The sequence below is a fragment of the Streptomyces sp. NPDC029159 genome (genome assembly GCF_055564055.1).
The window spans coordinates 196,606-221,416 of the sequence record NZ_JBVHWT010000011.1 but is presented as its reverse complement, the minus strand read 5'-3'; the positions used below and the strand labels follow the sequence as shown (position 1 = coordinate 221,416).

Sequence of the window (24,811 nt, the reverse complement as noted above, 5' to 3'; positions counted from 1 at the left end):
GACGGGCGTCGGGGGCGCGCTACACGGCCATGCCGTAGACGATCGTGAAGAGGGTGCCGAGGGAGCCGATGATGAAGACGCCGGTGAGACCGGCCACGATCAGGCCCTTGCCCTGCTCGGCGCTGAAGGTGTCGCGGAGCGCGGTGGCGCCGATGCGCTGCTTGGCGGCGCCCCAGAAAGCGATGCCCAGGCAGATCAGGATCGCGACGGCCATGATGACCTCGACCATCACCCGCGCTTCGTGGCCCAGGGTGCCGAACGGGCCCCAGTCCGGGGCGATTCCACCGATGATGGTGCTGATGTCGCCCTTGTCGGCCGCAATGAACATTGAACTCACCGCCCCTTTATGGGTAGTTGTGGTCCCCTGAATATCTGACAGGGGTCAGTCTCCATCTTCGCCGACAAAGACACCACCAGATGTCGACTTGGCGGCATTCTTGCGCGGATCTCGTAGGGGCGGGGTGAGGATCGGCCCTGCGGTGCCCTGCTTCACCCGGTGAACCCATGTGATGTCACTGTGTGTATCACGTATGATAACCGTGAGCAATGATGGAGTGAAGTCTGCCGGTGCGGGGTGCCCGATGTGTTCGGCGGGCGGAAGCGTCGGGGCAGGTCCGGGGGTGTGCGGCCCTCCCGGGAGGAGGGACGTGACGCGGGGTCGGATGGTTCCCTGTCGCACCGTCAGGGAGCCACCGTCCGGTGCCGGGCGCGCCCGGTAGCCTCTCGGCCGTACGCCGCTCCCCGGTGAGCGCCCCCTGCGCCGAGGTGTGCGCCGCCGTGCGGTGGGAACTTCCAGAGGTGGCGGGGAATCGGCGGCGAAGTGGGCCCGGATGGGGGAGGGTTGAGGCGTGCGGAAACTCTGGATTGCAGGCGGTATCGGGGCGGGGCTGATGCTCGGCCTGGTCGCGCTGCTCGTGATCGGCACGTACACCGCGGCCGCCGGGCTGATCGGTGGGGCCGGCGGGCAGGCGCTCGGGCTGGCCAAGGGCGCGGTGCCCGCCGAGTACCAGGCACTGGTGCAGAAGTGGGGCCGGCTCTGCCCGGCGATAAGCCCCTCGCTGCTGGCCGCGCAGCTCTACCAGGAGAGCGGCTGGAACCCCAAGGCGCAGAGCCCCGCGAACGCGCTGGGCATGGCGCAGTTCATCCCCGGCACCTGGGCCACCCACGGCATAGACGGCAACGGCGACGGCAAGAAGGACATCTGGGACCCGGCGGACGCCATCGCGTCGGCCGCGTCGTACGACTGTGAGCTGGCGCAGTACGTGAAGGACGCGCCGGGCGACGCGACGCACAACATGCTCGCGGCGTACAACGCCGGTGCCTACCGCGTCATCCAGTACAGCGGCGTCCCGCCCTACGGCGAGACGCAGAACTACGTCAAGACGATCACCACGCTCGCCAAGAGCTTCGAGGCGCCGACCGCGCCGGTCGCCCCGTCGAAGCAGGCCGCCGCGGCCATCTACTACGCACAGGCGAAGCTCGGTACGCCGTATCTGTGGGGCGGTACGGGCACCGCCGCGCAGAACGGCCGGTTCGACTGCTCCGGGCTGACGCAGGCCGCGTACCGCTCGGTCGGCATAGAGCTGCCGCGGGTGGCGAACGACCAGTGGAACGCCGGTCCCCACCCCAAGCGCAACGAACTGCTCCCCGGCGATCTGGTCTTCTTCGCCAACGATCTGACGGACCCGCGGTCGATCCACCACGTCGGCATCTACGTCGGCGGCGGCTACATGGTCAACGCACCGCACACCGGCGCGCTGATCCGGTTCGACAAGATCGATGTGCCGGACTACATCGGCGCCACCCGCGTCACCTCCGATGGCGCGAAAGCGCTGCCCGCTGCGAACACCGCGTGAACATGAGGCGCCCGACGCCCGGGGTGGGTCACGCTGGGACAACAGGCTGGTGATCTTCCGGTGGAGAGCGGAACGACCACGATGACGAGCGCGTTCTCCTGGCGTGGTGCGGTCCGGACGTGGGGGCGCGCCCGGTGCGGCGGTACGGCGGCACAGGACGACCACGGGGGTCGGCAGCACGGACACGGCGCTCGCGCGCGCGGAAGATAAGGGGTCGCAGCAGATGGCTGGACTCGCACTGGTGGGGCCGGACCCGGATGCCGACGTGCTCGGCGGCATCAACGGCCTCGCGAAGGATGCTCCCCGGTGGGTCAACCACACGGTGGAGTATCTCGGCGAATACGGCGTCCTCGCCGCGCTCGCCGTGCTGTGCGTGCTCGCCTGGTGGTCCGTGCGGCGCCGCGCCGGGGCGCCCGCGGCGGTCGCCGGGCTGGTGTGGGCGGCGCTCGCCGGCGGCCTCGCGCTGCTCGCCAACATCCCGATCCGGGCCATCGTCGGCCGCCCCCGCCCGTTCCACGACCACGCCGGGCTGGCGGTCCTCGTCCCGGGCAAGACCGACTTCTCGTTCGTCAGCGACCATGCGACGCTCGCCATGGCGGTCGGCGCCGGTCTCTTCCTCGTCCGCCGCTCCTACGGCCTGATCGGTATCGGCCTGGCGGTGCTCGAAGGGTTCTGCCGGATCTATCTGGGCGTGCACTACCCGACGGACGTCATCGGCGGGTTCGCGCTGGGCACCGCCGTGGTGCTGCTGCTCGCGCCGCTCGCGCAGGCGCTGCTGGTACCGCTGATGACGCGTCTGGGCCGCTCGCGCGTGGGGCGTGTGGTGCGGGCGCCCGGGGTTCCGGAGACGGTGCGGACGCCCGATGCGGAGGCGGCGGTCGAGGCGGCGTATGCGCAGACGTTCGCGGAGACCTACGGCGAGCGGTACGCACCGCAGGACGCGGGCGACGACCTGGCGCTTCCGGCCGGTGCGGCGCGGCCCGGCGGCAAGGGGCCGGAACGCGGTCTGGCGGCGTGACGGCGGGGCGGCCGGGCCGGAGCCCGGCCGCGTCCCGTACCGCGCCTACAGCGCCTGCGGGAACGTGCTGAACAGCCGCTGCGGGTCGTACGTCCGCTTGACCTTGTCCAGGCGGCCGGCGGCCGGTCCGTAGTAGGCGGACTTCCAGTCGCTCAGGGACGGGTCGGTGTAGTTCTGGTAGGCGGCGCCGGAGGCGTGGCGGCGCATCGCGCCGTGGAAGGAATCGAGCCAGGCGGTGCGGCCTGCGGACGAACCGCCCGCCGGCCAGGACGCCAGATACTGCGCGAGGAAGCGCGAGCCGCGGTGGACGAAGGCGGTGTCGGTGGCGCCGACGCGGTTGATCGCGCCGCCCAGCGCGGTGAAGGCGACGTTGCCGGTCACGCCCTTGTGGCCGCCGCTCTCGATCTGCGCCAGGGCCGTCTGGATGCCGGACGCGGACAGCGGCCGGTCGTAGAAGTGCGAGCGCGCCGCGTACGTTTCGCGGCCCAACTGGCCCGGTGCGGTCTGGCCGGGCAGCGCGCCCGGGGCGTGGCACTGGGCCGTCGTCTTGGAGGAGCAGCCCGCGTACGCCTCCATCGCGTCCAGGTGGTCGATGGGGGTGAGGCGCACGGTGGCTGCGGGGCCCGGGCCGCCGGGCTGGTCGGCGAGCCGGTCGACGGCATTCTGCAGGTCGCGGTAGCCGCCCATGGAGAACGCCGCGACGGAGACGGCGGGGGTGCCGCCGGGGCGGGCGTCCAGATGGCAGGCGGACCATATCTCGTCCGCCTGCGAGGGGCCCCACTTCTGCCAGGAGCCCAGCACCTTGGCGGCCTTCGCCCACGGCCACGTCATGTACGCCATGACCGAACGCGGTGCGGGGTGCGTACGGAAGCGGAGTTCGGTGACGACGCCGAAGTTGCCGTTGCCGGCGCCGCGCAGCGCCCAGAAGAGGTCGGGGTGGTGCGAGGCGTCGCACCGGACGGTCTTGCCGTCGGCCGTGACGACCGTCGCGCCGACGAGGGAGTCGCAGGTCAGGCCGTACGCACGGGAGGTGACGCCGTGTCCGCCGCCCAGGGTGAGGCCGGATATCGCGACGGTCGGGCAGGAGCCGCCGGGCAGCGTGACGCCGTGCGCGCCGAGCCCGGTGTAGATGTCGATGAGCTTGGCGCCCGCGCCGATCGTGACCTCGCCGCCGGAGGGCGCGCCGACCTTGTCGAGCTTGGAGACGTCGATGACGAGTTTGCCGTTGCCGCTGGAGTAGCCCGCGTAGGAGTGGCCGCCGCTGCGGATGGCGACGGGGGTGCGGTAGCGGCGTGCGAAGGAGAGGCACTCGGCGATGTCCGAGGGGTGCGCGACATAGGCGACCGCCGACGGCTTCAGGGAGTCGTAGCGGGTGTTGTAGAGCCGCCCGGCCATGGCGTACGCGGCGTCCGAGGGGCGGATGAGCCTGCCGTCGAGGCTCTTGGCGAGGGCGCTCCAACCGGCCTTGGTGGCGGCCGGTTTCGCGGCCGAGGTGGTGGTGGCGGTGAGCGCCCCGCCGGGCGTCGTCGCGGAGGCGGAGGAGCCGGTGGCCGCGCCGTTCGTGGTGCAGCCGGTGGCCCAGGCGACCGAGGTGGCCGCGAGACCGCCACCGGTTTGCAGGAGTGTGCGGCGCTTCATGGGTGAATGTCCCCTCGTGGTGATCCGGCGTCCCCGTACGGCCACGGGTCCGGCCGGTGGCCGAGGGGTGCGGCGCCGGGGCGTCAGGCGCCGCCGTGGGGGCGGCGCTCCGGTGGCGCGGAGGGGCCCCGAAGGGCTGTCAGGTCGGTGCGCCGCCGGTGCCCGGTGCCGTCGTTCTCTCCCTACCCAGATGCGGCCGGGCGGTTGACGGTTCCCGGACGGCGGATCATTCGGGTCGCGCGGCGGCGGCCAGATGGCGTTCGGCGTCCGTACGGGCCTGGGAGCGGGCGCGGCGGGCGGCGCCGCGCCAGCCGCAGGAGCAGCCCGCCGAGATGAAGGAGCCGCGTTCGGAGGTGGCGGTGAGGTGCCCGGCCGGGGCGTCGTCGGCGGCGGGCGCGGGGCCGGGGACGGAGGGGCCCGACGGAGGGGGGTGCGGGGCGCGATCGGTCACCCCGCCACGCTACGCGCCCCGGGTGGCGGGGCGTGACGGGCCCCGGAAACGGTCGTTGAACGGGGCGGTCGGTGGGAATCCGGCCGTCCGGAACGGGCCGCTCGATGCGGACCGCCGGTGCCCGGAGTGCCCGATCGGCGGCTTCGCGCCGACCGTTCCGGGTCCGCCCAGGGGAAGCGGCCGAAGGGGCTCGTAGGCGATGGTGGCGCAGGTCGGACGGGAGGCGGGCGCGGTCGTCGCGGCGTTGGTGTGCGGGGCGGGGCTGCTGACGGCGGGGTGTTCGGCGGGCGGGGTGTCCGGCGACGGGCTGCCGGGTGCGGATTCCCCGGCGGCCGGGCGGGCGGTGCGGGCCGGCGCCGATGCGCTGCTGCGGGCCGGCGGGGCGCGGGTCACCTCGACGATGGAGACGGTCAGCGGCGGCACCCGGGTGGCGATCCGGGGGAGCGGTGAGTACGACTTCCGGCGCGGGACGGGGCGGCTGCGGCTGACGCTGCCGGACGCGGCGGGCGACGGGCGCGGGCCGCGGCCGCCGGTCACCGAGATCCTGGTGCCGGGCGCGCTCTACATGAAGAACCGCGGGGCCGGGGTGCCCGCGGACAAGTGGGTGCGGATCGATGCGACGGGCCTCGCGGACGGCAACCTCGTCACCGGCGGGGCCACCGATCCGCTGGCCGCGGCCGAACTGCTGCGGGGTGCGCAGGAGGTGACGTACCGGGGCGAGGCGCGGATCGGCGGGGTCGCGGTGCGGCACTACAGCGGGACGGCGGACCTCGCGGCGGCGGCCGGAGCGGCGTCGGCGCGGACCCGGCCGGTGCTGACGGCGGCGGAAAAAGGGTTCACCACGCGGCGGGTGCCGTTCGACGTCTATCTGGACGAGGCGGGGCGGCCGCGCCGGGTCAGTGAGCACTACCGCTTCGCCAACGGTTCGCGGCGCGGTGCGGCGGTGACGTCGACGACCGAGCTGGATCATTTCGGGCGTCGGCCGGAGGTGGCGCTGCCGCCGCGGGAGGCGATCTACACGGGGCGGATCGCGGCTGCGGGGGAGTGACGGGGAGCCGCGCGGGCCGTGGGTGATGGCCTGTCAGGGCGGCGCGTGGGTAAGGGCGTCGGGGCGCGTCGTGCGGGTGCCGCGTCCGTCCGCCGTGCCGGTCGTCGTAGCGGCCTTCGGGGCGGCCCTTCCGTGGTCGTCGCCCCGGAAGGTTGCGTTCCTGACCGTCGGTTTTCGGCCGTCTCCGGAGCGGGTCGGGGGAGGGGGCGCCACCCGGGCGGGGGTGGCGGAAATGGTCCTTCCGTGCCATGGGCGGCGGGTGGCGCCGTCCCTACGCTGGGCGGTGTCCGCCTCGGAGGGGGAGGCGCGCGAAGGAAGGTGTCGTCCGTGACCGTGACCTGCGATACGACGGTTCAGGACCACGTGGCCCTCGTCGAGATCGAGCTGATCGGCGAGCTGATGATCGCCGCGGCGGCCGCGAGCGAGGAGCGGCTGAGCCCGGACCGGATCGATGAACTGCTGGACGTCGGCGGATGCCGGCGGCGGGAGCGGTCCGCCGAGCGGTGACCCGGCGGCCGCGGCGCCGGGCGGCTCAGGTGCGGAGCATCCGCTCGATCGCCTTGGTGGCCTCCTGGACCTTGGCGTCGATGGCCTCGGGACCGTGCACCGCGGCGTCGGCGACGCAGTGGCGCAGGTGCTCCTCCAGGAGCTGGAGCCCGAAGGACTGGAGGCCCTTCGTGCTCGCCGAGACCTGCGTGAGTATGTCGATGCAGTAGACGTCCTCCTCCAGCATGCGCTGGAGACCGCGGATCTGGCCCTCGATGCGGCGCAGTCGCTTGAGGTGGGCGTCCTTCTGGTGGGCGTAGCCGTGGATGCCGCGGTCGTGGTCGGTGACGGCGTTCGGGTCGCCCTGGGGGGCGGTTTTCGGCGCGGGTGCGGGGGTGGCCGGGGCGGTTTCGGTGGTGCCGTCCGCGCCGGCGTCCGTGGTCGTCATGGCCGTCTCCCGTGGTATCCCGTCGATCCATATACCCCTGGTAGGTATATGGTACCGAATTTTCCGGGTACCGGAGGTACCCCGTGCAGAGCATGCTGCCCGATGCGCGACACTGAAGGAATGCTGGTAAGCAGTGGCTGGATGATGCGCCTAGCATCAACTCGACCGAAACCGATGCACCCCGAGGATTTCACGTGCGCTTTCGTCTGACCCCCAGGGAGACGAGCTTCTACGACATGTTCGCCGCATCCGCGGACAACATCGTCACCGGCTCGAAGCTCCTGATGGAAATGCTCGGGGCGGACACCTCCGCGCGGGCCGAGATCGCCGAACGGATGCGGGCGGCGGAGCACGCAGGGGATGACGCGACCCACGCGATCTTCCACCAGCTGAACTCCTCGTTCATCACGCCCTTCGACCGCGAGGACATCTACAACCTCGCCTCCTCACTCGACGACATCATGGACTTCATGGAGGAGGCCGTCGATCTCGTCGTCCTCTACAAGGTGGAGGAGCTGCCGAAGGGCGTCGAGCAGCAGATCGAGGTGCTGGCGCGGGCGGCCGAGCTGACCGCCGAGGCGATGCCGAATCTGCGGACGATGTCGAACCTCACCGAGTACTGGATCGAGGTCAACCGTCTGGAGAACCAGGCCGACCAGATCCACCGCAAGCTGCTCGCGCACCTCTTCAACGGCAAGTACGACGCCATCGAGGTGCTGAAGCTCAAGCAGATCGTGGACATCCTCGAAGAGGCTGCCGACGCCTTCGAGCACGTCGCCAACACCGTCGAGACCATCGCGGTCAAGGAGTCCTGAGCCCCGGCCATGGACACCTTCGCGCTAGTCGTGACCATCGCGGTCGCGCTCGGTTTCACATATACCAACGGCTTTCACGACTCGGCGAACGCCATCGCCACCTCGGTGTCGACCCGGGCGCTGACGCCACGGGCGGCGCTGGCGATGGCCGCCGTGATGAACCTCGCGGGTGCCTTTCTGGGCAGCGGGGTCGCCAAGACGGTCAGCGAGGGGCTGATCTCCACGCCCGAGGGCGGCAAGGGGATGGGGATCCTGTTCGCCGCGCTGCTGGGCGCGGTGGTCTGGAATCTCGTCACCTGGTACTTCGGACTGCCGTCGTCCTCCTCCCACGCACTCTTCGGCGGCATGGTCGGCGCGGCGCTCGCGGGGGGCACCGAGGTGATCTGGGCCGGGGTGATCGAGAAGGTCGTCCTGCCGATGTTCATCTCGCCGATCATCGGCCTGGTGCTCGGCTATCTGGTGATGGTCGTCATCCTCTGGCTGTTCCGCGGCGCCAATCCGCACCGCGCCAAGCGCGGCTTCCGCATAGCGCAGACCGTCTCGGCGGCGGGCATGGCGCTCGGCCACGGTCTCCAGGACGCGCAGAAGACCATGGGTGTCGTGGTGATGGCGCTGGTCATCGCCGATGTCCAGGACGCCAGCGCGGCCATCCCGGTCTGGGTGAAGCTGGTCTGTGCGATCACGCTGTCGCTCGGTACGTACGCGGGTGGCTGGCGGATCATGCGGACGCTGGGCCGCCGGATCATCGAGCTGGACCCGCCGCAGGGCTTCGCCGCGGAGACCACGGCGGCTTCGGTGATGTACACCGCGTCGTTCATGTTCCACGCGCCGATCTCCACCACGCACGTCATCACCTCCGCGATCATGGGTGTGGGCTCGACCAAGGGTCCGCGCGCGGTGCGCTGGGGCGTCGCCAAGAACATCGTGATGGGCTGGTTCATCACGATGCCGGCGGCGGCGATCGTCGCCGCGGTCGCCTACTGGGTGATCAAGCTGGCCTTCGGCTGACCCGCGCCGGGCTCCGGTCCGGCGCATCCGTACGGAGGAAAAGGGCCCGCCCCCGATGTGGGGGCGGGCCCTTCGTCGTGCGGTGGCACCGCCATGCAGCACCGCAGGACGCGGGTGGGGCCGTCGGGCGGCTCAGCCGAAGCGGCCGGAGATGTAGTCCTCGGTCGCCTGGACGGACGGGTTGGAGAAGATCCGCTCGGTGTCGTCGATCTCGACGAGGGTGCCGGGCTGCCCGACCGCCGAGAGGTTGAAGAACGCCGTACGGTCCGAGACGCGCGCCGCCTGCTGCATGTTGTGCGTCACGATGACGATCGTGAAGCGCTCCTTCAGCTCGCCGATGAGGTCCTCGACGGCGAGCGTGGAGATCGGGTCCAGCGCCGAGCAGGGCTCGTCCATCAGCAGGACCTGCGGTTCGACGGCGATGGCGCGGGCGATGCAGAGGCGCTGCTGCTGGCCGCCGGAGAGGCCGGAGCCGGGCTTGTTCAGGCGGTCCTTGACCTCGTTCCAGAGGTTGGCGCCCTTGAGGGACTTCTCGACGATGTCGTTGAGGTCGCTCTTCTTGGTGGTGCCGTTGAGCCGCAGCCCGGCCGCGACGTTGTCGAAGATCGACATCGTGGGGAACGGGTTGGGCCGCTGGAAGACCATGCCGACGGTGCGGCGGACCGCGACCGGGTCGACGCCGGGGCCGTAGAGGTCCTCGTCGTCCAGGAGCACCTTGCCCTCGACACGGCCGCCGGGGGTGACCTCGTGCATCCGGTTCAGGGTGCGCAGGAACGTCGACTTGCCGCAGCCGGAGGGGCCGATGAAGGCGGTCACCGAGCGGGGCTCGACGCTCATGGAGATGTCGTCGATGGCCTTGTGGTTGCCGTAGAAGGCGGAGAGGCCGCTGACATCGATTCGCTTGGCCATGGGGATCACTGCTTCTTTCTGGACGCGCGGTCAGCGGGCCGTTTTGGGGGCCTTCCAGCGGGCGATGCCGCGGGCCACCAGGTTGAGGATCATCACGAAGGCGATGAGGACGAGGGCCGCGGCCCAGGCGCGGTCGTACGACGCGTCGGAGCCCTGCTGCCACTGCTGGAAGACGTAGAGCGGCAGGGACTGCTGGGCGTCCTGGAACGGGTTGTTGTTGATCGTCTTCGCGCCCCACACCAGCAGCATCACCGGCGCGGTCTCGCCGGTGATCCGGGCGACGGCCAGCATCACGCCGGTGGTGATGCCGCCGATCGACGTCGGCAGGACGACCTTGAGGATGGTGCGCCACTTCGGCACGCCCAGGGCCAGCGACGCCTCGCGCAGCTCGTTGGGGACGAGCTTGAGCATCTCCTCGGTGGAGCGGACGACGACCGGGACCATCAAGATCGCCAGCGCCATGGCCCCGGCGAAGCCGGACGGGCCGAAGCCGAGGATCAGGATCCAGACGGAGAGGACGAAGAGGCCGGCGACGATCGACGGGATGCCGGTCATCACGTCGACGAAGAACGTGACGGCCTTGGCGAGCCGGCCGCGGCCGTATTCGACCAGGTAGATCGCGGTGAACAGGCCGAGCGGCGCGGCGATCAGGGTGGCCAGGCCCACCTGCTCCAGGGTGCCGATGATCGCGTGGTAGATGCCGCCGCCGGGCAGCGCGTCCGGCAGGGTGCCCATCGAGTGGGACAGGAAGTAGCCGTCCAGGACCTTGCTGCCGCGGACGACCGTCTCCCACAGCAGGGAGGCCAGCGGGATGACGGCGAGCAGGAAGGCCATCCAGACGAGGCCGGTGGCGAGGCGGTCCTTGGCCTGCCGGGCGCCTTCGACGGCGGCGGACAGCGCGAAGGTGGCGACCACGAAGACCAGCGCGGCGATCAGACCCCACTGGAGCCGGCTGTCCAGACCGGCGCCGAGGCCGATGCCGCAGCCGATCGCGGCCGAGGCGAGGGCGAGGGCCGCCGGGGTCCACCGGGGGAGCCGGGCCTGCTTGAGGGAGAGGCGGGCCGCGCCGCCGGGCCGCTCGGTGCGGGCCTGCCGCTCCGTCATGACGTCGCTCACGAGTACTCCTTGCGCCGGGCGATGATCAGGCGGGCCGCGCCGTTGACGAGCAGGGTGATCACGAAGAGGACGAGGCCCGAGGCGATCAGTGCGTCCTGGCCGAAGGTGTCGGCCTCGCTGAACTTCGCGGCGATGTTCTGCGCGAAGGTGCCGCCGCCCGGGTCGAGCAGGCTGGTGTTGATCAGGAAGCTGGGGGAGAGGACGGTGGCGACGGCCATCGTCTCGCCGAGCGCCCGGCCCAGGCCCAGCATGGAGGCGCTGATGATGCCGGAGCGGCCGAAGGGGAGGACCGACATCCGGATGACCTCCCAGCGGGTGGCGCCGAGTGCCAGGGCCGCCTCCTCGTGCATCTTCGGCGCCTGGAGGAAGACCTCGCGGCTGACGCTGGTGACGATCGGCAGGATCATGATCGCCAGCAGGATGCCGACGGTGAACAGCGAGCGGGCGGCGCCGCCGCCGTAGCTGAAGATGCCGGTCCAGCCGAGGTAGTCGTCGAGCCAGCCGTAGAGCCCGCCGAGGTGCGGGACGAGGAAGAGCGCGCCCCACAGGCCGTAGATGATGCTGGGCACCGCGGCGAGCAGGTCGATGACGTAGCCGAGCGGGGAGGCCAGCTTGCGCGGGGCGTAGTGCGAGATGAAGAGGGCGATGCCGACGGCGACCGGGACCGCGATGACCATCGCGATCAGGGCGCTGACGACGGTGCCGAACGCCAGGACCGCGATGCCGAACTTCGGCTCGGTGCCGGTGGCGTTCCAGTCGAGGGTGGTGAAGAAGTTGGCGTGGTCGCCGGATATCGCGAGCACGGACCGGTAGGTGAGGAAGGCGGCGATGGCCGCCATGATCACCAGGAGGGCGATACCGGAGCCGCGGGAGAGCCCGAGGAATATCCGGTCGCCGGGACGCTGGGCCTTCCCCGAGACGGAGGAGGCCGCGGCGTCGGGTGTCGCGGTTGCTGAGGGGGTCATGGTTTCTCCGGTCTGCGGAGCCCGGGGGCTCCTGGCGCGGCGGTGCACCGGACGGGCGGCGGCCCGGGGGCCTTGCGGCGGGGGCCGCCGCCCGGTGGATCAGGCGAGGGCGGCGACGGTCTTGCGGACCTTGTCGGCGATCTCACCGGGCAGCGGGGCGTAGCCCAGGTCCTTCAGGGCGTTCTGGCCGTCCTCGCTCGCGATGTAGGTGAGGAAGGACTTGGTGGCCGGCAGGGTCTCGGTCTTGTTGCCCTTGTCGCAGGCGATCTCGTACGTCACCAGGGTGATCGGGTAGGCGCCCTCGGCCTTGGTGGCGTAGTTCAGCTCCAGGGCGAGGTCGTCGCCCTTGCCGACCTGCTTGGCCTCGGCGATGGCCTTGGAGGCGTTGTCGACGGTGGCCTCGACCGGGGTCTTGGCGCCGGTGGCGATCTTGACGGTGGGGATCTTCCCGGCCGTCGCGTAGGACAGCTCGAAGTAGGAGATCGCGCCGTTGGTCTGCTTGACCTGCGAGGAGACACCGGCGGAGCCGGAGGCCGCCTGGCCGCCCTTGCCCTCCCAGGTCTTCGCGGGCTCGTGCTTCCAGGCGTCGGGGGCGGCGCCCTTGAGGTACTTGGTGAAGTTGTCGGTGGTGCCCGAGTCGTCGGAGCGGTGGAACGCCTGGATCTTGAGGTCCGGCAGCGAGGCGCCCGGGTTGAGCTTCTTGATCGCCGCGTCGTTCCAGTTGGTGATCTGCGAGTCGAAGATCTTGGCGAGGGTGGGCGCGTCGAGGACGAGGTTGTCCACGCCGGGGACGTTGTAGCCGACCGCGATCGGGCCGCCGACCATCGGCAGGTTGATCGCCTTGCCGCCCTTGCAGACCTTCTCCGACTTGGCGACCTCCTCGGGCTTGAGGGCCGAGTCGGAACCGGCGAACGCGGTCTGGCCCTGGAGGAAGGTGGTGATGCCCGCGCCGGAGCCGGTCGGCTGGTAGTTGATCTCGGTGTCCTTGCAGGCACCGGCGTAGTTCTGCACCCAGACGTCCATGGCGTTCTTCTGCGCCGAGGAGCCGGAGGCGCGCAGCTTGCCCTTGCCCTCGCACTTGATGCTGCCGGCCTTGGCGGCGTTGCCCGCGCCACCGGAGGCGCTGGTGTCGTCGGAGCCGCACGCCGTCAGGGCCAGGGCACCGGTGACGGCGAGAGCGCCCACCGCGAGGGCGCGAACCCGGTTCTTGCGCTGAAGCTTCACTGTCGAGAGTTCCTTCCTGGGGCGCGCCGCTTGCTCGGCGTGCGAGGTGTGTCAGGAGTGTGCGGAGTCAGCCGGAGCCCTTATCGGTTCGCGACGGTGACGCGCACTCGGTACGGCTGAAATTAGGCAGATCAAGTGAAGTGACCAACGGCGAAGAGTGAACGCACGGTGAACCTCATCCGTCAGCTGGGGGTGGCCTGCCCTGGCATGTATCAGTCACGCGAAATCGGGGAATTGCCCCGACCTCTGTCGACTTACCGATCGGTATGGCACGATCCGCGGCAACGACCACGGGGAGACGAATCGATGTGCATCGACCGGAGGTGGCGGGTGGGGACCCAGGGGGCGGCGGAGACCGTACGGGGCGGAGCAGACGGAAGAGACGCCGGGGGCGCAGGGGGTGCCGTCGCTCCGGGTGACGGCACGGGGGCCACGTCCGGCCGCGGCGCCCCGCGGGGCCGGGCCGTCGCCCGCGCCGTCGTGGTGGTCTGTGCGCTCGGGCTGCTCGGCCCGCCGGCCCCGGCGGCGTACGCCTCGGCCGGACGGGCGGCCGACGGGCCGGACGGACGCGTGGCCGCGCGGGAGGCGGCGAACGGCGCGGGGGACGGCCGGGACGCGGGCGCCGCGGGCCCCGGCGCCGACCGGCTGGCCCGGATACACCAGCAGATCGAGGCCCTCTACCGCGCCGCGGAGCGGGCCACCGACGCGTACAACGCCGCACAGGAGCAGGTCACCGGCGAGCAGCGGAAGATCGTCGACCTCGCCCGGCGGATCGATGCCGCGCAGCGCCGCCGCGAGGCGCTCAAGCGGCAGGCGGGCGTGCTGGCCAGTGCGCAGTACCGCGCCGGGGGCGTCCCGGACGAGGCGCGGCTGCTGCTGAACGCGGACCCCGAGGGGTACCTCGACAACGTGGTCCTGGCCCGCAAGAGCCAGCGCGCCGCCGCGGACGTCGCCGCGGAACTGAGCCGTCTCGCGGCCGGGCTCCGCGACGATGCGCACTCCGCGACGGCCCGCTGGGAACACCTCGACGCCGAACGCGTGAAGAAGGAAAAAGCACGGAGTGACATCCGGAAGAAGATCGATGCGGCGAAGAAAATCGAATCCCGGCTGGCCGCGGCGGAAAAGGACCGGCTGAAAGAGCTGGAGGAATCCCGGGCCCGCGCCGAACAGCAGAAATGGCTCGACACCGGCATCCTGAAGGAGATCGACAACAAGGCGTCCGCCGCCGGAAAGAAAGCCGTTTCCTTCGCCACCGCGCAGATCGGCAAGGATTATGTGTGGGGCGCCGTGGGACCGGACACCTTCGACTGCTCGGGGCTGACCCTGCGCGCCTGGCAGGCCGGAGGCCGTACCATTCCGCGGACCTCCCAGGAGCAGTGGCGGCAGCTGCCCCGCGTCGCCGTCACGGACCTGCGCCCGGGGGACCTGATCATCTATTTCTCCGATGCCAGCCATGTCGGGATGTATCTGGGGGACGGGGCGATCGTGCACGCTCCGCGACCGGGCCGGCAGGTCACGATCGCCGGGGCTGGTTCGATGCCGATCCTCGGTGTCGTACGGCCCGATAAATGACGGAATGCGCGTGACGGCCTCATCCGTGATTGCCGGTGGCGATGCGGGTGAGGCCGTTATCGGACGGTCGCCGAGCCGTGGCGCATTGCGATCGGTTCCGGCCCCGGCGGGGTGATGTTCGTCATTCCCTTTCCGGCTTCTCCCGGTCTCTCCAGGTCAAATGGCTTATTCCCGGCGGCATATGACGCGTGCCGCGTGCCGTGGGTCATTCCGCACAAGTGTCCGATGGCGCTATGGTCGCACTCTCGGTGCCCGGTGGCGCACCGCTCTCCCCCACGAGCGGCGCACGACCGGGCACGTTGGTGCGCCGGACGGCGCGCCGGGACGGCCTTGAGGAAACGCCTTCGCACGTGGCTCGCGCCCGTCAGGGCGTCCACCGGCGAACCAGGCGCCGAACCGGCCCACCACGACCCAGGGGGAGGGAAGGAAGCAGAGCCATGTCCGTACCCGTTCCGCACCGGCGCACGGCCGTGCTGTCGCAGCAGGCGGCCCCGGCCCGTGACGCCTGCGCCGCACGCCGCACGCCGGACGGCGCGGCGGACGTGCCCGCGCACCTTCTCGCCACTGCCGCCGACGCCGGCGCCCATGCCGGCGCCACGCCGGTGCCGCTCCCGGGCGCCCGCCGCCCCGAGACGCCCGCCGACAACGGCTCCGGGCCCGGCCTCACCGTCCTCCTCATCGGCGCCGACCCCAGCAGCACCGTCCCCGACATGTGGGACTGGGCGGGCCGCAAGGTCCGGCTGCGCACCGCCCGCAACCTCACCGAGGCGGCGCGGCTGCTCACCGACGACGTCGACTGCATCCTCCTCGACCTCGCCCCGGCCACCGACGCGGACGCCCCCGCGGCGGACGGCGCCGACGACACCCTCGGCGCGCTCCACGCGGTGCTGCGGATGGCCCCGGCCCACGCCGTCCTGGTGATGACGCCGGAGACCGACGCCGCACGCGCCGCCGAGGCCGTCCGCGTCGGCGCGCAGGACTACCTCTTCCGCGACGAGCTGGACGGCGCGGTCCTCAGCCGCGCGGTGCGCTACGCCGTCGAGCGCAAGCGCGCCGACCTCGCACAGCGCCAGCTCACCGAGTCGCGGCTGCGCGCCCAGGAGAACGCCCGGTTGGAGCGCGGCCTGCTGCCGACCCCGCTGCTCGACGGCTCCGACCTGCGCTTCGCCGCCCGCTACCGCCCCGGCCGCAGCCGCGCGCTGCTCGGCGGCGACTTCTACGACACCGTCCGCACCCCGGACGGCACCGTCCACGCGATGATCGGCGACGTCTGCGGCCACGGCCCCGACGAGGCGGCGCTCGGCGTGGAGCTGCGGATCGCCTGGCGGGCACTGACCTTCGCCGGACTCTGCGGCGACGAACTCCTCTCCACCCTCCAGAAGGTCCTGGAGCACGAGCGCGCCGACGACGAGATCTTCGCGACGCTCTGCACCGTCGACATCTCCCCGGACGGCCGCCGCGCCGGCCTCTGCCTGGCAGGCCACCCGGCCCCGCTGCTCTCCCGCGCGGGCGGCCCGCCCCGGCTGCTCCCGTACGAGTTCGGCGGCCCGGCCCTCGGCCTGCTGCCGTACGCCCGCTGGCCGCGCCAGCAGATCGAGCTGGGCGGCGCCTGGAGCCTGATGATGTACACGGACGGCCTGATCGAGGGCCATGTCGGCGAGGGCCGGCTGCGGCTGGGCCAGGAGGGCATGGCCGAGCTGGTCGCCCGCCGGATGGCCGCGGGCCTGACCGGCGAGGAACTGCTGGACACCACCTTGAACAAGGTCCGCGACCTCAACGGCGGCGAGCTGACGGACGACGTCGCGGTGCTGTGGCTGGACCGGGGCCGGGGCTGACGGTCCGGCCGGGAAACGGCAAGAGGCCCGGGCCGTAAGCGGCACCGGGCCCTCGTGCGCGGGCCGGCCCGCGCCTGTCCGCTCCTGCTCAGCGCCCCCCGTTGTACGGCCCGTACGGACCGTCCGAGCTGGAGCCGCCGCGGCGCGGGCCACCGCCGCCGGTGGCGTGGCGGAGGGCCGGGCGGACGTCGACGGTGTAGACGATCACCGCGATCACGCCGATGATCGGCAGGAACGACATCAGCGGCATGACGAAGAGCAGCAGCGTGGCGAGGGCCAGGAAGAGCAGCCACATCGGCTTGGTCTGCTTGTCGGCCGCGCGGTAGGCGTCGTCGCGGCGGACCGCCGCGTCGATCAGCATCACCGCGGCATAGATGCCCAGGGCCAGCTGTGCCCAGCCCAGCAGGGACTGGAATCCGTACACCAGCACGCCGCGCACCACCTTGTCGTCTCAGGGCCGTCGCGGCCCACCGTACCCGGACAACGGGCCGGGCCGCCGCTGCGTGCCCGGCCCGTGTGGATAACTACGTCACTTCGACGGCGGGGTGCTCCGACGGGTGGCGGGCTTGCGGGCCGGGGCCTTCTTCGCGGACTTCGCCTCGGCCGCCTTCGCGCCGTCCGCCTTCGCGGTGGCGGGCTTCGCGGCGGGCTTGGTGACCGGCTTCGGCACCGCGCCGGTCCGCGACGGCTTGGCCGCGGCCTTGCCGTTGGCGGTGCCGTTCGCCGTGCCGTTGGCCTTCGCCGGCTTCGGGGCGGCCTTCGGCGCCGGGTCCGGCTCGATCACCACGGCCAGCTCCTCGACGTGGTCGGCGGCGTCACCGCGCCAGCCCTGCACCGCCCCGCGGCCCCGCTCGGCCAGCCCGTCGTACGTCTCGCGCGCCCGGACCGCGTACTCGGCGGCCCGGCCGACGCCCTGGAGCGCGAGGACCTGCGCCTGCTCACGGAGCTTCTTCAGGTCGGTGTCGAGCGAGCCCAGCAGGTCGTTCAGCTTGCCCTGGGCCTCCTTGGCCTGCTGGGCGACGCGCGCCTGGACGTCCTTGGGATCCGTGGCCCGCACCGCCTCGATGTGCTTGGGGGCCTCCGCACGGATCCGCTCGACCAGCACCGGCACCTCACCGAGCTTCTCGGCCGCCAGGTCGGCGGTACCGGCGAGGGCGTACAGCGGGGTCGGGTCGGTCAGGGTCTTGCGGAGGTCATCGGTGATGGCCATGAGGTGCTTCCTCCTGCTTCGGTGTCCTGATGCGGATGTCGTGCGCTCAGCCGTGGCCGGGGACGTCACCGGCCGGGGCGGCTCCCGGGTCGGTGCTGCCGTATCCGTTCTCCTTGCGGAAGGAGTCGTAGATCTGCAGCAGAACCTGCTTCTGCTTCTCGTTGAGCGAGGGGTCGGTGCGTATCGCGGTCTGCAGCTCGACACCGCTCGGCCCCTGCCGCTCGTCGAGGATCCCGGCCTGGACGTACAGCGTCTCGGCGGAGATCCGCAGCGCCTTGGCCAGCTGCTGCAGAATCTCCGCACTCGGCTTGCGCAGCCCGCGCTCGATCTGGCTGAGATACGGGTTCGACACCCCCGCGGCCTCCGCGAGCTGCCGCAGACTCAGCTGCGCCGTACGCCGCTGCTCCCGCAGGAACTCACCGAGATTGCCGACGTTGAGCGATGCCATGGCCCCATCGTGCACCGCTGGTGCTAACTATTGCAAGCGGAGTGCTTGCGGGAGTGTTACGGGGGCGGCCCGGCGCCGGGCCCGTTGCCTCACGCCCCGTGGGAGGCCCCGGCGCGGGCATCGGCCAGGAGCTGGCGGGCGTGCTCGCGGTCCTGTTTCAGGGTGCCGTCCACGCCGTGGACGGTGACCGTGATCCGCTTCCTGCCCTCGCCTCCGTGGACGTCCAGCTTGCCGCCGACCAGGAACTCCTCGGCGGGCTCGGCCCGGTAGACGCTGCACGCCCCCTTGGGGCCCTGGGTGATCTCGGTGACCCCGTAGGCCGAGGTGTTGTGGCAGACCTCGTCGACGGAACGGGTCACCAGGGCGGGGTCCTTCCAGTCGAGGATCTCCAGCGAAAGCTTCACGTTGGAGTGCAGCGGCCCGCTCGTCCCGCGGCCGGCCTCCCTGACCTTGATGGTGATCGAGCAGGAACCCTTGCCGCCCCGGATCTGCCCGAGGGCGCCGTCGAAGACGTTGTCGCCGAGTGCCGCGGCGACCGATTCCGGCTTCAGGAAGGGGCCGCAGCTCTTGTGCACGGCCTTGGCCAGCGCCGGGTCCACCGCGGGGCCGGACCCGCTCCCGCCGCCCCCTCCGCAGCCGGTCACGAGCAGCAGCCCGACGACCGCCCCGACCCCTGCCGACCCGCTGCGACGCATCTCCGCCCCCCCCACGCCGTGGCGCGCCATCGCGCCCCCTTCATGGCGGCATGAACTTAACAGCCCTGGTGGGGCAGGAGGGCGGAATCTTCGAAGCAGGGATCGTCAACGTCGCCTAACGGGCGGCGAGTTGCTGGAACGTCGGGCCCCTGCGGGACGTTGTCGGGGCATACGGCAGCGGAGAGGGTGGTTGTCCATGGCGAAGTGGCTGATCGTGGTCGAGGAGATGGCCGAGGCGGCGGGCGGACGGACGGAGCGGCGGGTGAAGGTTCTCCAGACGCTGGGGGAGTGGGACCAGACGGCTGCGCGCAAGCGGCTGCTGGAGGAGGCGAAGAAGTACCGGCCCGAAGGGTGGAAGGGGTCCCCGTACGTCTGTCGCTACGGCTCCGACGGCGATGCGTATTCGATAGTCGCCAGGGACGGCAAGTGGCACGCGTCCTGCACGATAAAGCTGCTGGAGCAGGTGGCGTAGCGCGGTCGACGCCCGGTGAGTCCGCGCGAAGGGCCGGCCTGACCGGTACGTATCTCTCCTCCAAGGACTCACGCAAGGACTCATGGCGATGTCGGGAATTGCAGGCAAGGTGGTGGCGGTCACGGGTGCCAGCAGTGGCATCGGGGCCGCGACGGCGACGTATCTCGCGGAGAAGGGGGCCCGGCTCGTCCTGGGCGCGCGGCGGGCGGAGCGGCTGACCGCGGTGGTGGACGGCATCACCGCGCGAGGGGGCGACGCCGTCGGCGTGGTCGTCGATGTGACGCGGCGGGAGGACCTCAAGCGCCTCACGGACACCGCGGTCGACCGGTTCGGCCGGCTCGACGTCCTGGTCTCCAACGCCGGGACGATGGCGATCTCCCCCTTCGACGAGCTGCGCCAGGACGACTGGGACGCGATGGTCGCCACGCACATCACCGGTCTGCTCAACGGCATCGGCGCGGCGCTGCCCGTCTTCCGGCGGCAGGGCTCCGGCCAGTTCGTCAACGTCGGCTCCACCGCGGCGCACGTCGTGAAGTCGCCGCAGGGCGTGTACGCGGCGACCAAGACGGCGGTCAAGGTGCTGACCGAGGGGCTGCGGCAGGAGTCCGGCCCCGACCTGCGGGTCACCCTCATCTCGCCCGGCTTCACCCACACCGAGGGCGTCGGCAAGGGGGCGAGCCCCGAGGCGACGGCCGCGCTGGTCCGGCAGCGCGACGAGATCGCCATGCCGCCCTCCGCCGTCGCCGCCGCGATCGGCTTCGCGATCGAGCAGCCGGCGGGCGTGGACATCAGCGAGGTCGTCGTCCGGCCGACGGCGCAGGGGTGACGGCCGTGGCGTTCCCGTACGCGGTGGGGCGGGCGCGATGAGCCTGCGGCAGTTCGAGTACGCGCTGGCCGTGGCCGCGGAAGGGTCGGTGACGGCGGCCGCGGAGGTGCTGCGGGTCGCCCAGCCGTCGGTGTCCCAGCAGATCCGCGGGCTGGAGCGGGAGTTGGGCGTCGAGCTGTTCGCACGGACGCCGTCCGGGCTGGTGCCCACCGTGGTCGGCCGGGCGTTCCTACGGGAGGCGGAGGCCGCGGTGGGCGCGGCCCGGCGGGCCCGGGCGACGGCGCGGGCCGGTGCCGAGGATCTGGTGGGTGAGGTGGTGGTCGCTGCCCAGATGGGCTTCGGCACCCGGCAGTTCCCGGGGGCGCTGGCCGCACTGCGCCGCCGCTTCCCGCGCCTGGAGGTCACCGTCTTCGAGGAGCCGGGCGCCGCGGAGCTGGATCGGCTGTGCCGCCGGGGCGCGCTGGACCTCGCCCTGATGGCGGAGTGCGAGCGGCCCCCCGCCGAGGCTCACCGCCTCGGCGACGAGGAGTTCGTCGTGGTGCTGGCCGAGGGGCACCCGCTGCTCGCCGCGGACCGGGTCGAGCTGCGCGCGCTGGCGGCCGAGCCGTGGGTGCGGTTCGACCGCGACAGCGCACTCGACGCCGTCCTCCTGAACGTCCTGGAGGGCAACGGCCTGGATCCGGCCACCGCCGCCCGCGTCTCCCAGACCGCGACCGCCGTGCGCTGGGCCGCCCACGGGCTGGGCGTGACGCTCGTCCCCGCCTCCGCGGTGCCCCAGGGCTACGCCCACCTCGTCCGCCCGGTGTCCCCGGCCGTGTCCCAGCCCGTCATCGCCGTGCTCCGCGCCACCCCGGGCCCGGCGGAGACGGCCCTGCTGGAATTCCTCCGGCGGGAGGAGTGGGCGGGGGAGAGCGCCGCCCTGCCGGATCACCGAATACGGGAAGGGGAGCCCTCTTTTCCGTGAGGGGCCTGCCCGTATTCCGGGGCCGCCGTGAAATGCCCCGGAATTCCGTCCGCGTCAGCCCCGCGGGAATTCTCCGCCGTCCACGACGAGCTTGCTTCCGGTCAGCCAGTCGGCCCGTTCGGAGACGAAGTAGAGCACCGCGTGGGCGATGTCGTCCGGGCGGCCCTCGCGGCCCAGCGGCGTGGTGTCGTCGGCGTTGACCGCGCCCGGCGCCGCGGACAGGCGCGCCCAGCGCTCCCGGGTGTCCTCGCCGCCGGGGGTGGCGGTCCGGCCGGGCGAGACGGTGTTGACCCGGACGCCGGACGGCGCCAGCTCCGCGGCCAGCCCCCGGCTGTAGTTCTCCAGCGCCGCCTTCGCCGCCGTGTAGTGCAGGAACGGCCCCACCGGCGTGGCGACCGCGGCCGACGAGATGTGCACGATCGCCCCCGAACGCTGCTCCCGCATCCCCGGCGCCAGCAGCGCGTCCAGCCGCACCGACGCCAGGAAGTTCAGGTCCAGCGCCTGCTGCCACTCCTCGTCGGGGATGGCCGCGGCGTCCCGGAACGGCTGCGCCCCACCGGCGTTGTGGACCAGGATGTCCACCCCGCCGAGCCGCTCCTGCGCGGCCGCCGCCAGCGCCTCCGCGCCGGACCGGGTGGCCACGTCGGCCGGTACGAAGAGGGCTCCGTCCGGCGCCGTGCCCGTCGCCGCCCGGGCCGTCGTCAGCACCTCGGCGCCCGCCTCCAGGAGCCTGCGTACGACGGCGGCGCCGATACCGCGGGTGCCGCCGGTGACCAGGGCCCGCTTTCCGGCGAGTTCCCGCTTTTCCGATCCGTTCTCGACAGTGGTCATGGTCATTCCGTCGACCCTCCCGAATGCATTCGAATTCATTGTTCCTACGTCATTTCCGTTCGGTCCGACCCGCGATTGCGTAGCTCCTTGCGGAGCTTTTCGGGGCCGGGTGAATTCACGGTACGTAGGGGGAGGAGGGCGGGGCAAAGACGGAAATTCAGCGGACGGTATAGGGGTTTCCTATAGTGGCGTCCGTGCGGGGCGCGGCCTGGACCGGCCGGGCCCGCGAATCGGCGCAGACCCGGGCCCGGGTCATTCCGCGGGCACCTTCCGGACCGTCGTGTCGCCCGGGGTCACCTGCCGCCCGTCATCGGCCCGGACCTCCAGCGGTCGCAGCCGGTGTCCCGCACGCCGGTCGACCAGCTCGGAGTGGGTTTCGCCGGGGGTGAAGAAGTGCTGCTCGCCCCACTGGCGCAGCGCCACGATGACGGGGAAGAGCGCCTCGCCCTTCGGGGTCAGGACGTACTCGCGGTAGGCGCTGCCGTCCGAGGCGGGGACGGAGGCGAGGACGCCGCCCGCGACAAGGGTGCGCAGCCGGGTGGTGAGGATGTTCTTCGCCACGCCCAGGCTGCGCTGGAACTCCCCGAAGCGGCGGCTGCCGTCGAACGCGTCCCGGACGATCAGCAGGGACCACCAGTCGCCGATCGCGTCCACGGACCGGGCGACGGGACAGTCGCTGTCGTCGAAGCGGGTCCTGCTCACCATGGCGTCCCTCGTTCCCGTCGGTCTCCGTGCTTAGTGGTTGCAACATGCTACCAAGGAGGCTAGCGTCACCCTCGTTTGTTGGTAGCAAGATGAAACCAGATGGTGGGGAGTGAGTGCCGGTGCCCGGTAACGGTGAGGCCGTGACGCGACGGACCGAGGGCGGGGAGACGGCGGAGCCCGCGTACGCCCTGTCCCGGGGAACGGTCATCCTCTTCGCCGTCGCCTGCGGGGCCGCGGTGGCCAACGTCTACTTCGCGCAGCCACTGCTGGTGACCATGGGGCGCGACCTCGCCATGAGCCCGGCGCTGGTCGGCGGCGTCGTCACGCTCACCCATGTCGGATACGGCCTCGGGCTCTTCTTCCTCGTACCGCTGGGCGATGTGGCCGACCGGCGGCGGATCATCGTGCTGCAACTGTCGCTGCTGGTAGGGGCGTTGGCCGTGGTCGGCACCGCCCGTACGGCGACGGCCCTGCTCGTGGGGATGGCGGCCACGGGGCTACTCGCGGTCGTCACCCAGACACTGGTGGCGTTCGCCGCGTCGCTGGCGCCGCCCGCCGGGCGCGGCCGGGTCGTCGGGATGGTCACCAGCGGCGTGGTCATCGGCATCCTGCTCGCCCGCACCGCCTCCGGACTCCTCGCCGACCTCGCGGGCTGGCGCTCCGTCTACCTCGCCTCGGCGGCGCTCACCGCGGCGTTGGCGCTGATCCTGTACCGGGTGCTGCCCCGCCGCGCCGCCGCACCGACCGCCCTGCGCTACGGGCAGCTGCTGCGCTCCACGCTCACCCTCTTCGCGCGCGAACCGGTGCTGCGGCTGCGGGCGCTGTACTGCCTGCTGGTCTTCGCCGCGTTCAGCACCCTGTGGAGCAGCGTCGCGCTGCCGCTCAGCGAAGCCCCGTACTTCCTGCCGCACCGGGCGATCGGCGCGTTCGGGCTGATCGGGGTGGCCGGCGCGCTGGCCGCGACCGTCGCGGGCCGCCTCAACGACCGCGGCCTCGCCCGCCGCACCACCGGCCTCGCCCTCGCCCTGCTCACCGCCGCCTGGCTGCCGCTGGCCTTCACCCGCAGTTCGCTCTGGGCGCTGGCCGCCGGGGTGATCCTCCTCGACCTCGCGGTCCAGGCGGTCCATGTCACCAACCAGACGGTGATCTACGCCCTCCACCCGGACGCGGGCAGCCGCCTGATCGGCGGCTACATGGTCTTCTACTCGATCGGCAGCGCCACCGGAGCCCTCGCCGCGACCTCCCTCTACGCGGCGGCGGGATGGGGCGCGGTCTGTGTGCTGGGCGCGGGGTTCAGCTGCGCGGGGCTGCTGGTGTGGGTGTGGTCCCGGCGCCGGACGGCGGGGTGACGCGGCCCCGGAATTCCTGCGCCACGCGGCTGTTAGTCCCCCGTTAGCCGGGCGGCAGTTCCGCGCCAGGGCCGCCCGGCAGAGTCGTGGACGTACCGAGGAGACCACCTCACCCACCGCCCCAGGGGGAACCGCCATGCGCTCGATCACCGCCCGCCGCCGCACCCTGCGTATCGCCGCCGCCGCGCTCACCATGGCCGCGGGGCTGACCCTGACCGCCTGCTCCGGTGCGGACGCCGGGACGAAGGTCGCGGGGCAGGCGGACGCGGCCGCGGCCGCACCGGAGGCCGCCGGTGCGGGGGAGTCCACCACGGTGCAGAACGGCGAGCCGCAGGCGGACGCCGGTGCGAAGGGCGGCGCCCACGCCGGGGCCACGGAGCAGGGGGCCGCCAACTCCGCCACCACCCGCGGCGAGCGGTGCCACACATCCGGCCTGAAGGCGGAGTTCGCCACCGGTGACGACGCGGCCCCGGACCCGGACGCGCAGGGCTCGACGACCACCAGCGTCGTCCTGACCAACGCCGGCGGCCGCACCTGCACGCTCGGCGGCTTCCCCGGCGTGGACCTCGTGCCCGACAACGGCGGCAGCCCCTGGTCGCTGGCCCGCTCGTCCGCCACGTACGGCTCGATCACCCTGGGCCCCGGCGAGGCCACCGACTTCACGATCAGCCTCGGTATGGCCCACGAGAACGACGAAGGGTCCTGGAAGCCGGCAACCGTGCAGATCACCCCGCCGAACGAGACCACCTCCCTGACGGTCGCCTGGCCCTGGGGCCCGCTCGTCGACCAGTCCGGCGCCACCCACCCGGCCACCTTCGTCAACCCCATCGGCTGACCGCTCGCTCCGCGGCGCCCGGCGGAGAGCCCCCGGCGAGACAACGCCGGGGCGTGCCGCGCCCCGCCCGGCCTGTGCCCCCGCGCC

27 protein-coding genes are annotated in these 24,811 nt (G+C 72.1%); 13 read left to right on the top strand and 14 right to left on the bottom strand.

Going from position 1 to position 24,811, the window contains the following annotated elements; genetic code table 11:
* Positions 1-19: 19 nt before the first annotated feature.
* On the bottom strand, positions 20-328 hold the full coding sequence (locus ACZ4U4_RS22225; protein WP_030286206.1) for a hypothetical protein: 309 nt from the start codon (positions 326-328) through the stop codon (positions 20-22).
* A 520-nt stretch (positions 329-848) separates the two neighbouring features.
* Between ACZ4U4_RS22225 and ACZ4U4_RS22220 the strand changes: the two genes are divergently transcribed.
* Entirely contained in the window at positions 849-1,856 is a 1,008-nt protein-coding gene (locus ACZ4U4_RS22220; RefSeq protein WP_467876972.1) for a C40 family peptidase, read from the top strand.
* Positions 1,857-2,079: 223 nt separating this feature from the next.
* Complete coding sequence (locus ACZ4U4_RS22215; RefSeq protein WP_467876969.1) at positions 2,080-2,874, top strand: phosphatase PAP2 family protein; 795 nt, start codon at positions 2,080-2,082, stop codon at positions 2,872-2,874.
* Positions 2,875-2,919: 45 nt separating this feature from the next.
* Here ACZ4U4_RS22215 and ACZ4U4_RS22210 read toward each other — a convergent pair whose 3' ends face one another.
* Together ACZ4U4_RS22210 and ACZ4U4_RS22205 are read right to left on the bottom strand one after the other, a co-directional pair.
* Positions 2,920-4,512: an FAD-binding oxidoreductase gene (locus ACZ4U4_RS22210; protein WP_467876967.1), complete on the bottom strand. Its 1,593-nt coding sequence runs from the start codon at positions 4,510-4,512 to the stop codon at positions 2,920-2,922.
* Positions 4,513-4,738: 226 nt separating this feature from the next.
* A complete protein-coding gene (locus ACZ4U4_RS22205; RefSeq protein ID WP_467876965.1) occupies positions 4,739-4,963 on the bottom strand; it encodes a hypothetical protein in 225 nt (74 codons plus the stop codon).
* Positions 4,964-5,162: 199 nt separating this feature from the next.
* On the opposite strand from ACZ4U4_RS22205, the gene ACZ4U4_RS22200 reads away from it, so the two are divergent.
* Together ACZ4U4_RS22200 and ACZ4U4_RS22195 are read left to right on the top strand one after the other, a co-directional pair.
* Positions 5,163-6,011: an SCO4651 family lipoprotein gene (locus ACZ4U4_RS22200; protein ID WP_467876963.1), complete on the top strand. Its 849-nt coding sequence runs from the start codon at positions 5,163-5,165 to the stop codon at positions 6,009-6,011.
* Between the two features lie 318 nt (positions 6,012-6,329).
* Positions 6,330-6,518 carry a hypothetical protein gene (locus ACZ4U4_RS22195; protein WP_467876960.1) on the top strand — a complete coding sequence of 63 codons (189 nt, stop codon included), beginning with the start codon at positions 6,330-6,332 and terminating at the stop codon, positions 6,516-6,518.
* Between the two features lie 25 nt (positions 6,519-6,543).
* On the opposite strand, the gene ACZ4U4_RS22190 is transcribed toward ACZ4U4_RS22195, so the two are convergent.
* Positions 6,544-6,945, bottom strand: coding sequence for a metal-sensitive transcriptional regulator (locus ACZ4U4_RS22190; protein WP_467876957.1), 402 nt, complete (start codon positions 6,943-6,945; stop codon positions 6,544-6,546).
* 194 nt (positions 6,946-7,139) lie between these two features.
* On the opposite strand from ACZ4U4_RS22190, the gene ACZ4U4_RS22185 reads away from it, so the two are divergent.
* Together ACZ4U4_RS22185 and ACZ4U4_RS22180 are read left to right on the top strand one after the other, a co-directional pair.
* Positions 7,140-7,760 carry a DUF47 domain-containing protein gene (locus ACZ4U4_RS22185; protein ID WP_030286220.1) on the top strand — a complete coding sequence of 207 codons (621 nt, stop codon included), beginning with the start codon at positions 7,140-7,142 and terminating at the stop codon, positions 7,758-7,760.
* A 9-nt stretch (positions 7,761-7,769) separates the two neighbouring features.
* On the top strand, positions 7,770-8,768 hold the full coding sequence (locus ACZ4U4_RS22180; RefSeq protein ID WP_467876953.1) for an inorganic phosphate transporter: 999 nt from the start codon (positions 7,770-7,772) through the stop codon (positions 8,766-8,768).
* A gap of 132 nt (positions 8,769-8,900) precedes the next feature.
* On the opposite strand, the gene pstB is transcribed toward ACZ4U4_RS22180, so the two are convergent.
* The 4 genes from pstB to pstS form a co-directional block, all read right to left on the bottom strand.
* Positions 8,901-9,677, bottom strand: a complete 777-nt coding sequence (gene pstB / locus ACZ4U4_RS22175) for a phosphate ABC transporter ATP-binding protein PstB (RefSeq protein WP_467876951.1) — start codon at positions 9,675-9,677, stop codon at positions 8,901-8,903.
* A gap of 30 nt (positions 9,678-9,707) precedes the next feature.
* The gene (pstA, locus tag ACZ4U4_RS22170) at positions 9,708-10,781 is read right to left on the bottom strand and encodes a phosphate ABC transporter permease PstA (protein WP_467877012.1); all 1,074 of its coding nucleotides are present in this window, start codon (positions 10,779-10,781) and stop codon (positions 9,708-9,710) included.
* Between the two features lie 8 nt (positions 10,782-10,789).
* Positions 10,790-11,758, bottom strand: coding sequence for a phosphate ABC transporter permease subunit PstC (gene pstC / locus ACZ4U4_RS22165; RefSeq protein ID WP_467876948.1), 969 nt, complete (start codon positions 11,756-11,758; stop codon positions 10,790-10,792).
* Between the two features lie 99 nt (positions 11,759-11,857).
* Positions 11,858-12,982, bottom strand: a complete 1,125-nt coding sequence (pstS, locus tag ACZ4U4_RS22160; protein WP_467876945.1) for a phosphate ABC transporter substrate-binding protein PstS — start codon at positions 12,980-12,982, stop codon at positions 11,858-11,860.
* A 480-nt stretch (positions 12,983-13,462) separates the two neighbouring features.
* Here pstS and ACZ4U4_RS22155 point away from each other — a divergent pair, with 480 nt between their 5' ends.
* Together ACZ4U4_RS22155 and ACZ4U4_RS22150 are read left to right on the top strand one after the other, a co-directional pair.
* A complete protein-coding gene (locus tag ACZ4U4_RS22155; protein ID WP_467877009.1) occupies positions 13,463-14,554 on the top strand; it encodes a C40 family peptidase in 1,092 nt (363 codons plus the stop codon).
* Between the two features lie 437 nt (positions 14,555-14,991).
* Positions 14,992-16,389 carry a PP2C family protein-serine/threonine phosphatase gene (locus tag ACZ4U4_RS22150; RefSeq protein ID WP_467876943.1) on the top strand — a complete coding sequence of 466 codons (1,398 nt, stop codon included), beginning with the start codon at positions 14,992-14,994 and terminating at the stop codon, positions 16,387-16,389.
* An 88-nt stretch (positions 16,390-16,477) separates the two neighbouring features.
* On the opposite strand, the gene ACZ4U4_RS22145 is transcribed toward ACZ4U4_RS22150, so the two are convergent.
* From ACZ4U4_RS22145 to ACZ4U4_RS22130, 4 genes are all read right to left on the bottom strand, one after another.
* A complete protein-coding gene (locus ACZ4U4_RS22145) occupies positions 16,478-16,819 on the bottom strand; it encodes a DUF2516 family protein (RefSeq protein ID WP_345078921.1) in 342 nt (113 codons plus the stop codon).
* Between the two features lie 99 nt (positions 16,820-16,918).
* Positions 16,919-17,599, bottom strand: coding sequence for a hypothetical protein (locus ACZ4U4_RS22140; protein WP_467876940.1), 681 nt, complete (start codon positions 17,597-17,599; stop codon positions 16,919-16,921).
* 46 nt (positions 17,600-17,645) lie between these two features.
* The gene (locus ACZ4U4_RS22135; RefSeq protein ID WP_467876938.1) at positions 17,646-18,047 is read right to left on the bottom strand and encodes a helix-turn-helix domain-containing protein; all 402 of its coding nucleotides are present in this window, start codon (positions 18,045-18,047) and stop codon (positions 17,646-17,648) included.
* 89 nt (positions 18,048-18,136) lie between these two features.
* A complete protein-coding gene (locus tag ACZ4U4_RS22130) occupies positions 18,137-18,742 on the bottom strand; it encodes a hypothetical protein (protein WP_467876936.1) in 606 nt (201 codons plus the stop codon).
* A 196-nt stretch (positions 18,743-18,938) separates the two neighbouring features.
* Between ACZ4U4_RS22130 and ACZ4U4_RS22125 the strand changes: the two genes are divergently transcribed.
* From ACZ4U4_RS22125 to ACZ4U4_RS22115, 3 genes are all read left to right on the top strand, one after another.
* Positions 18,939-19,214, top strand: a complete 276-nt coding sequence (locus ACZ4U4_RS22125; RefSeq protein ID WP_467876933.1) for a hypothetical protein — start codon at positions 18,939-18,941, stop codon at positions 19,212-19,214.
* A gap of 88 nt (positions 19,215-19,302) precedes the next feature.
* Entirely contained in the window at positions 19,303-20,040 is a 738-nt protein-coding gene (locus tag ACZ4U4_RS22120; RefSeq protein WP_467876931.1) for an SDR family oxidoreductase, read from the top strand.
* 37 nt (positions 20,041-20,077) lie between these two features.
* The gene (locus tag ACZ4U4_RS22115; RefSeq protein ID WP_467876929.1) at positions 20,078-21,004 is read left to right on the top strand and encodes a LysR family transcriptional regulator; all 927 of its coding nucleotides are present in this window, start codon (positions 20,078-20,080) and stop codon (positions 21,002-21,004) included.
* 54 nt (positions 21,005-21,058) lie between these two features.
* Here ACZ4U4_RS22115 and ACZ4U4_RS22110 read toward each other — a convergent pair whose 3' ends face one another.
* Positions 21,059-21,835 carry an oxidoreductase gene (locus ACZ4U4_RS22110; protein WP_467876926.1) on the bottom strand — a complete coding sequence of 259 codons (777 nt, stop codon included), beginning with the start codon at positions 21,833-21,835 and terminating at the stop codon, positions 21,059-21,061.
* 252 nt (positions 21,836-22,087) lie between these two features.
* The gene (locus ACZ4U4_RS22105) at positions 22,088-22,540 is read right to left on the bottom strand and encodes a winged helix-turn-helix transcriptional regulator (RefSeq protein ID WP_467876924.1); all 453 of its coding nucleotides are present in this window, start codon (positions 22,538-22,540) and stop codon (positions 22,088-22,090) included.
* A gap of 140 nt (positions 22,541-22,680) precedes the next feature.
* Between ACZ4U4_RS22105 and ACZ4U4_RS22100 the strand changes: the two genes are divergently transcribed.
* Together ACZ4U4_RS22100 and ACZ4U4_RS22095 are read left to right on the top strand one after the other, a co-directional pair.
* Complete coding sequence (locus ACZ4U4_RS22100) at positions 22,681-23,889, top strand: MFS transporter (RefSeq protein ID WP_467876921.1); 1,209 nt, start codon at positions 22,681-22,683, stop codon at positions 23,887-23,889.
* A gap of 136 nt (positions 23,890-24,025) precedes the next feature.
* Complete coding sequence (locus ACZ4U4_RS22095; protein ID WP_467876918.1) at positions 24,026-24,724, top strand: DUF4232 domain-containing protein; 699 nt, start codon at positions 24,026-24,028, stop codon at positions 24,722-24,724.
* Positions 24,725-24,811: the final 87 nt, after the last annotated feature.

What these genes read in the sequence shown, in the direction of transcription:
- ACZ4U4_RS22105 (WP_467876924.1), bottom strand. Translation starts at nt 22,540, where the DNA reads ATGGTGAGCAGGACCCGCTTCGACGACAGCGACTGTCCCGTCGCCCGG.
- ACZ4U4_RS22150 (WP_467876943.1), top strand. Translation starts at nt 14,992, where the DNA reads ATGTCCGTACCCGTTCCGCACCGGCGCACGGCCGTGCTGTCGCAGCAG.
- ACZ4U4_RS22110 (WP_467876926.1), bottom strand. Translation starts at nt 21,835, where the DNA reads ATGACCACTGTCGAGAACGGATCGGAAAAGCGGGAACTCGCCGGAAAG.
- ACZ4U4_RS22125 (WP_467876933.1), top strand. Translation starts at nt 18,939, where the DNA reads ATGGCGAAGTGGCTGATCGTGGTCGAGGAGATGGCCGAGGCGGCGGGC.
- ACZ4U4_RS22210 (WP_467876967.1), bottom strand. Translation starts at nt 4,512, where the DNA reads ATGAAGCGCCGCACACTCCTGCAAACCGGTGGCGGTCTCGCGGCCACC.
- ACZ4U4_RS22180 (WP_467876953.1), top strand. Translation starts at nt 7,770, where the DNA reads ATGGACACCTTCGCGCTAGTCGTGACCATCGCGGTCGCGCTCGGTTTC.
- ACZ4U4_RS22120 (WP_467876931.1), top strand. Translation starts at nt 19,303, where the DNA reads ATGTCGGGAATTGCAGGCAAGGTGGTGGCGGTCACGGGTGCCAGCAGT.
- pstA (WP_467877012.1), bottom strand. Translation starts at nt 10,781, where the DNA reads ATGACGGAGCGGCAGGCCCGCACCGAGCGGCCCGGCGGCGCGGCCCGC.
- pstC (WP_467876948.1), bottom strand. Translation starts at nt 11,758, where the DNA reads ATGACCCCCTCAGCAACCGCGACACCCGACGCCGCGGCCTCCTCCGTC.
- ACZ4U4_RS22095 (WP_467876918.1), top strand. Translation starts at nt 24,026, where the DNA reads ATGCGCTCGATCACCGCCCGCCGCCGCACCCTGCGTATCGCCGCCGCC.
- ACZ4U4_RS22190 (WP_467876957.1), bottom strand. Translation starts at nt 6,945, where the DNA reads ATGACGACCACGGACGCCGGCGCGGACGGCACCACCGAAACCGCCCCG.
- ACZ4U4_RS22130 (WP_467876936.1), bottom strand. Translation starts at nt 18,742, where the DNA reads ATGCGTCGCAGCGGGTCGGCAGGGGTCGGGGCGGTCGTCGGGCTGCTG.
- pstB (WP_467876951.1), bottom strand. Translation starts at nt 9,677, where the DNA reads ATGGCCAAGCGAATCGATGTCAGCGGCCTCTCCGCCTTCTACGGCAAC.
- ACZ4U4_RS22135 (WP_467876938.1), bottom strand. Translation starts at nt 18,047, where the DNA reads ATGGCATCGCTCAACGTCGGCAATCTCGGTGAGTTCCTGCGGGAGCAG.
- ACZ4U4_RS22115 (WP_467876929.1), top strand. Translation starts at nt 20,078, where the DNA reads ATGAGCCTGCGGCAGTTCGAGTACGCGCTGGCCGTGGCCGCGGAAGGG.
- ACZ4U4_RS22200 (WP_467876963.1), top strand. Translation starts at nt 5,163, where the DNA reads ATGGTGGCGCAGGTCGGACGGGAGGCGGGCGCGGTCGTCGCGGCGTTG.
- ACZ4U4_RS22225 (WP_030286206.1), bottom strand. Translation starts at nt 328, where the DNA reads ATGTTCATTGCGGCCGACAAGGGCGACATCAGCACCATCATCGGTGGA.
- ACZ4U4_RS22215 (WP_467876969.1), top strand. Translation starts at nt 2,080, where the DNA reads ATGGCTGGACTCGCACTGGTGGGGCCGGACCCGGATGCCGACGTGCTC.
- ACZ4U4_RS22140 (WP_467876940.1), bottom strand. Translation starts at nt 17,599, where the DNA reads ATGGCCATCACCGATGACCTCCGCAAGACCCTGACCGACCCGACCCCG.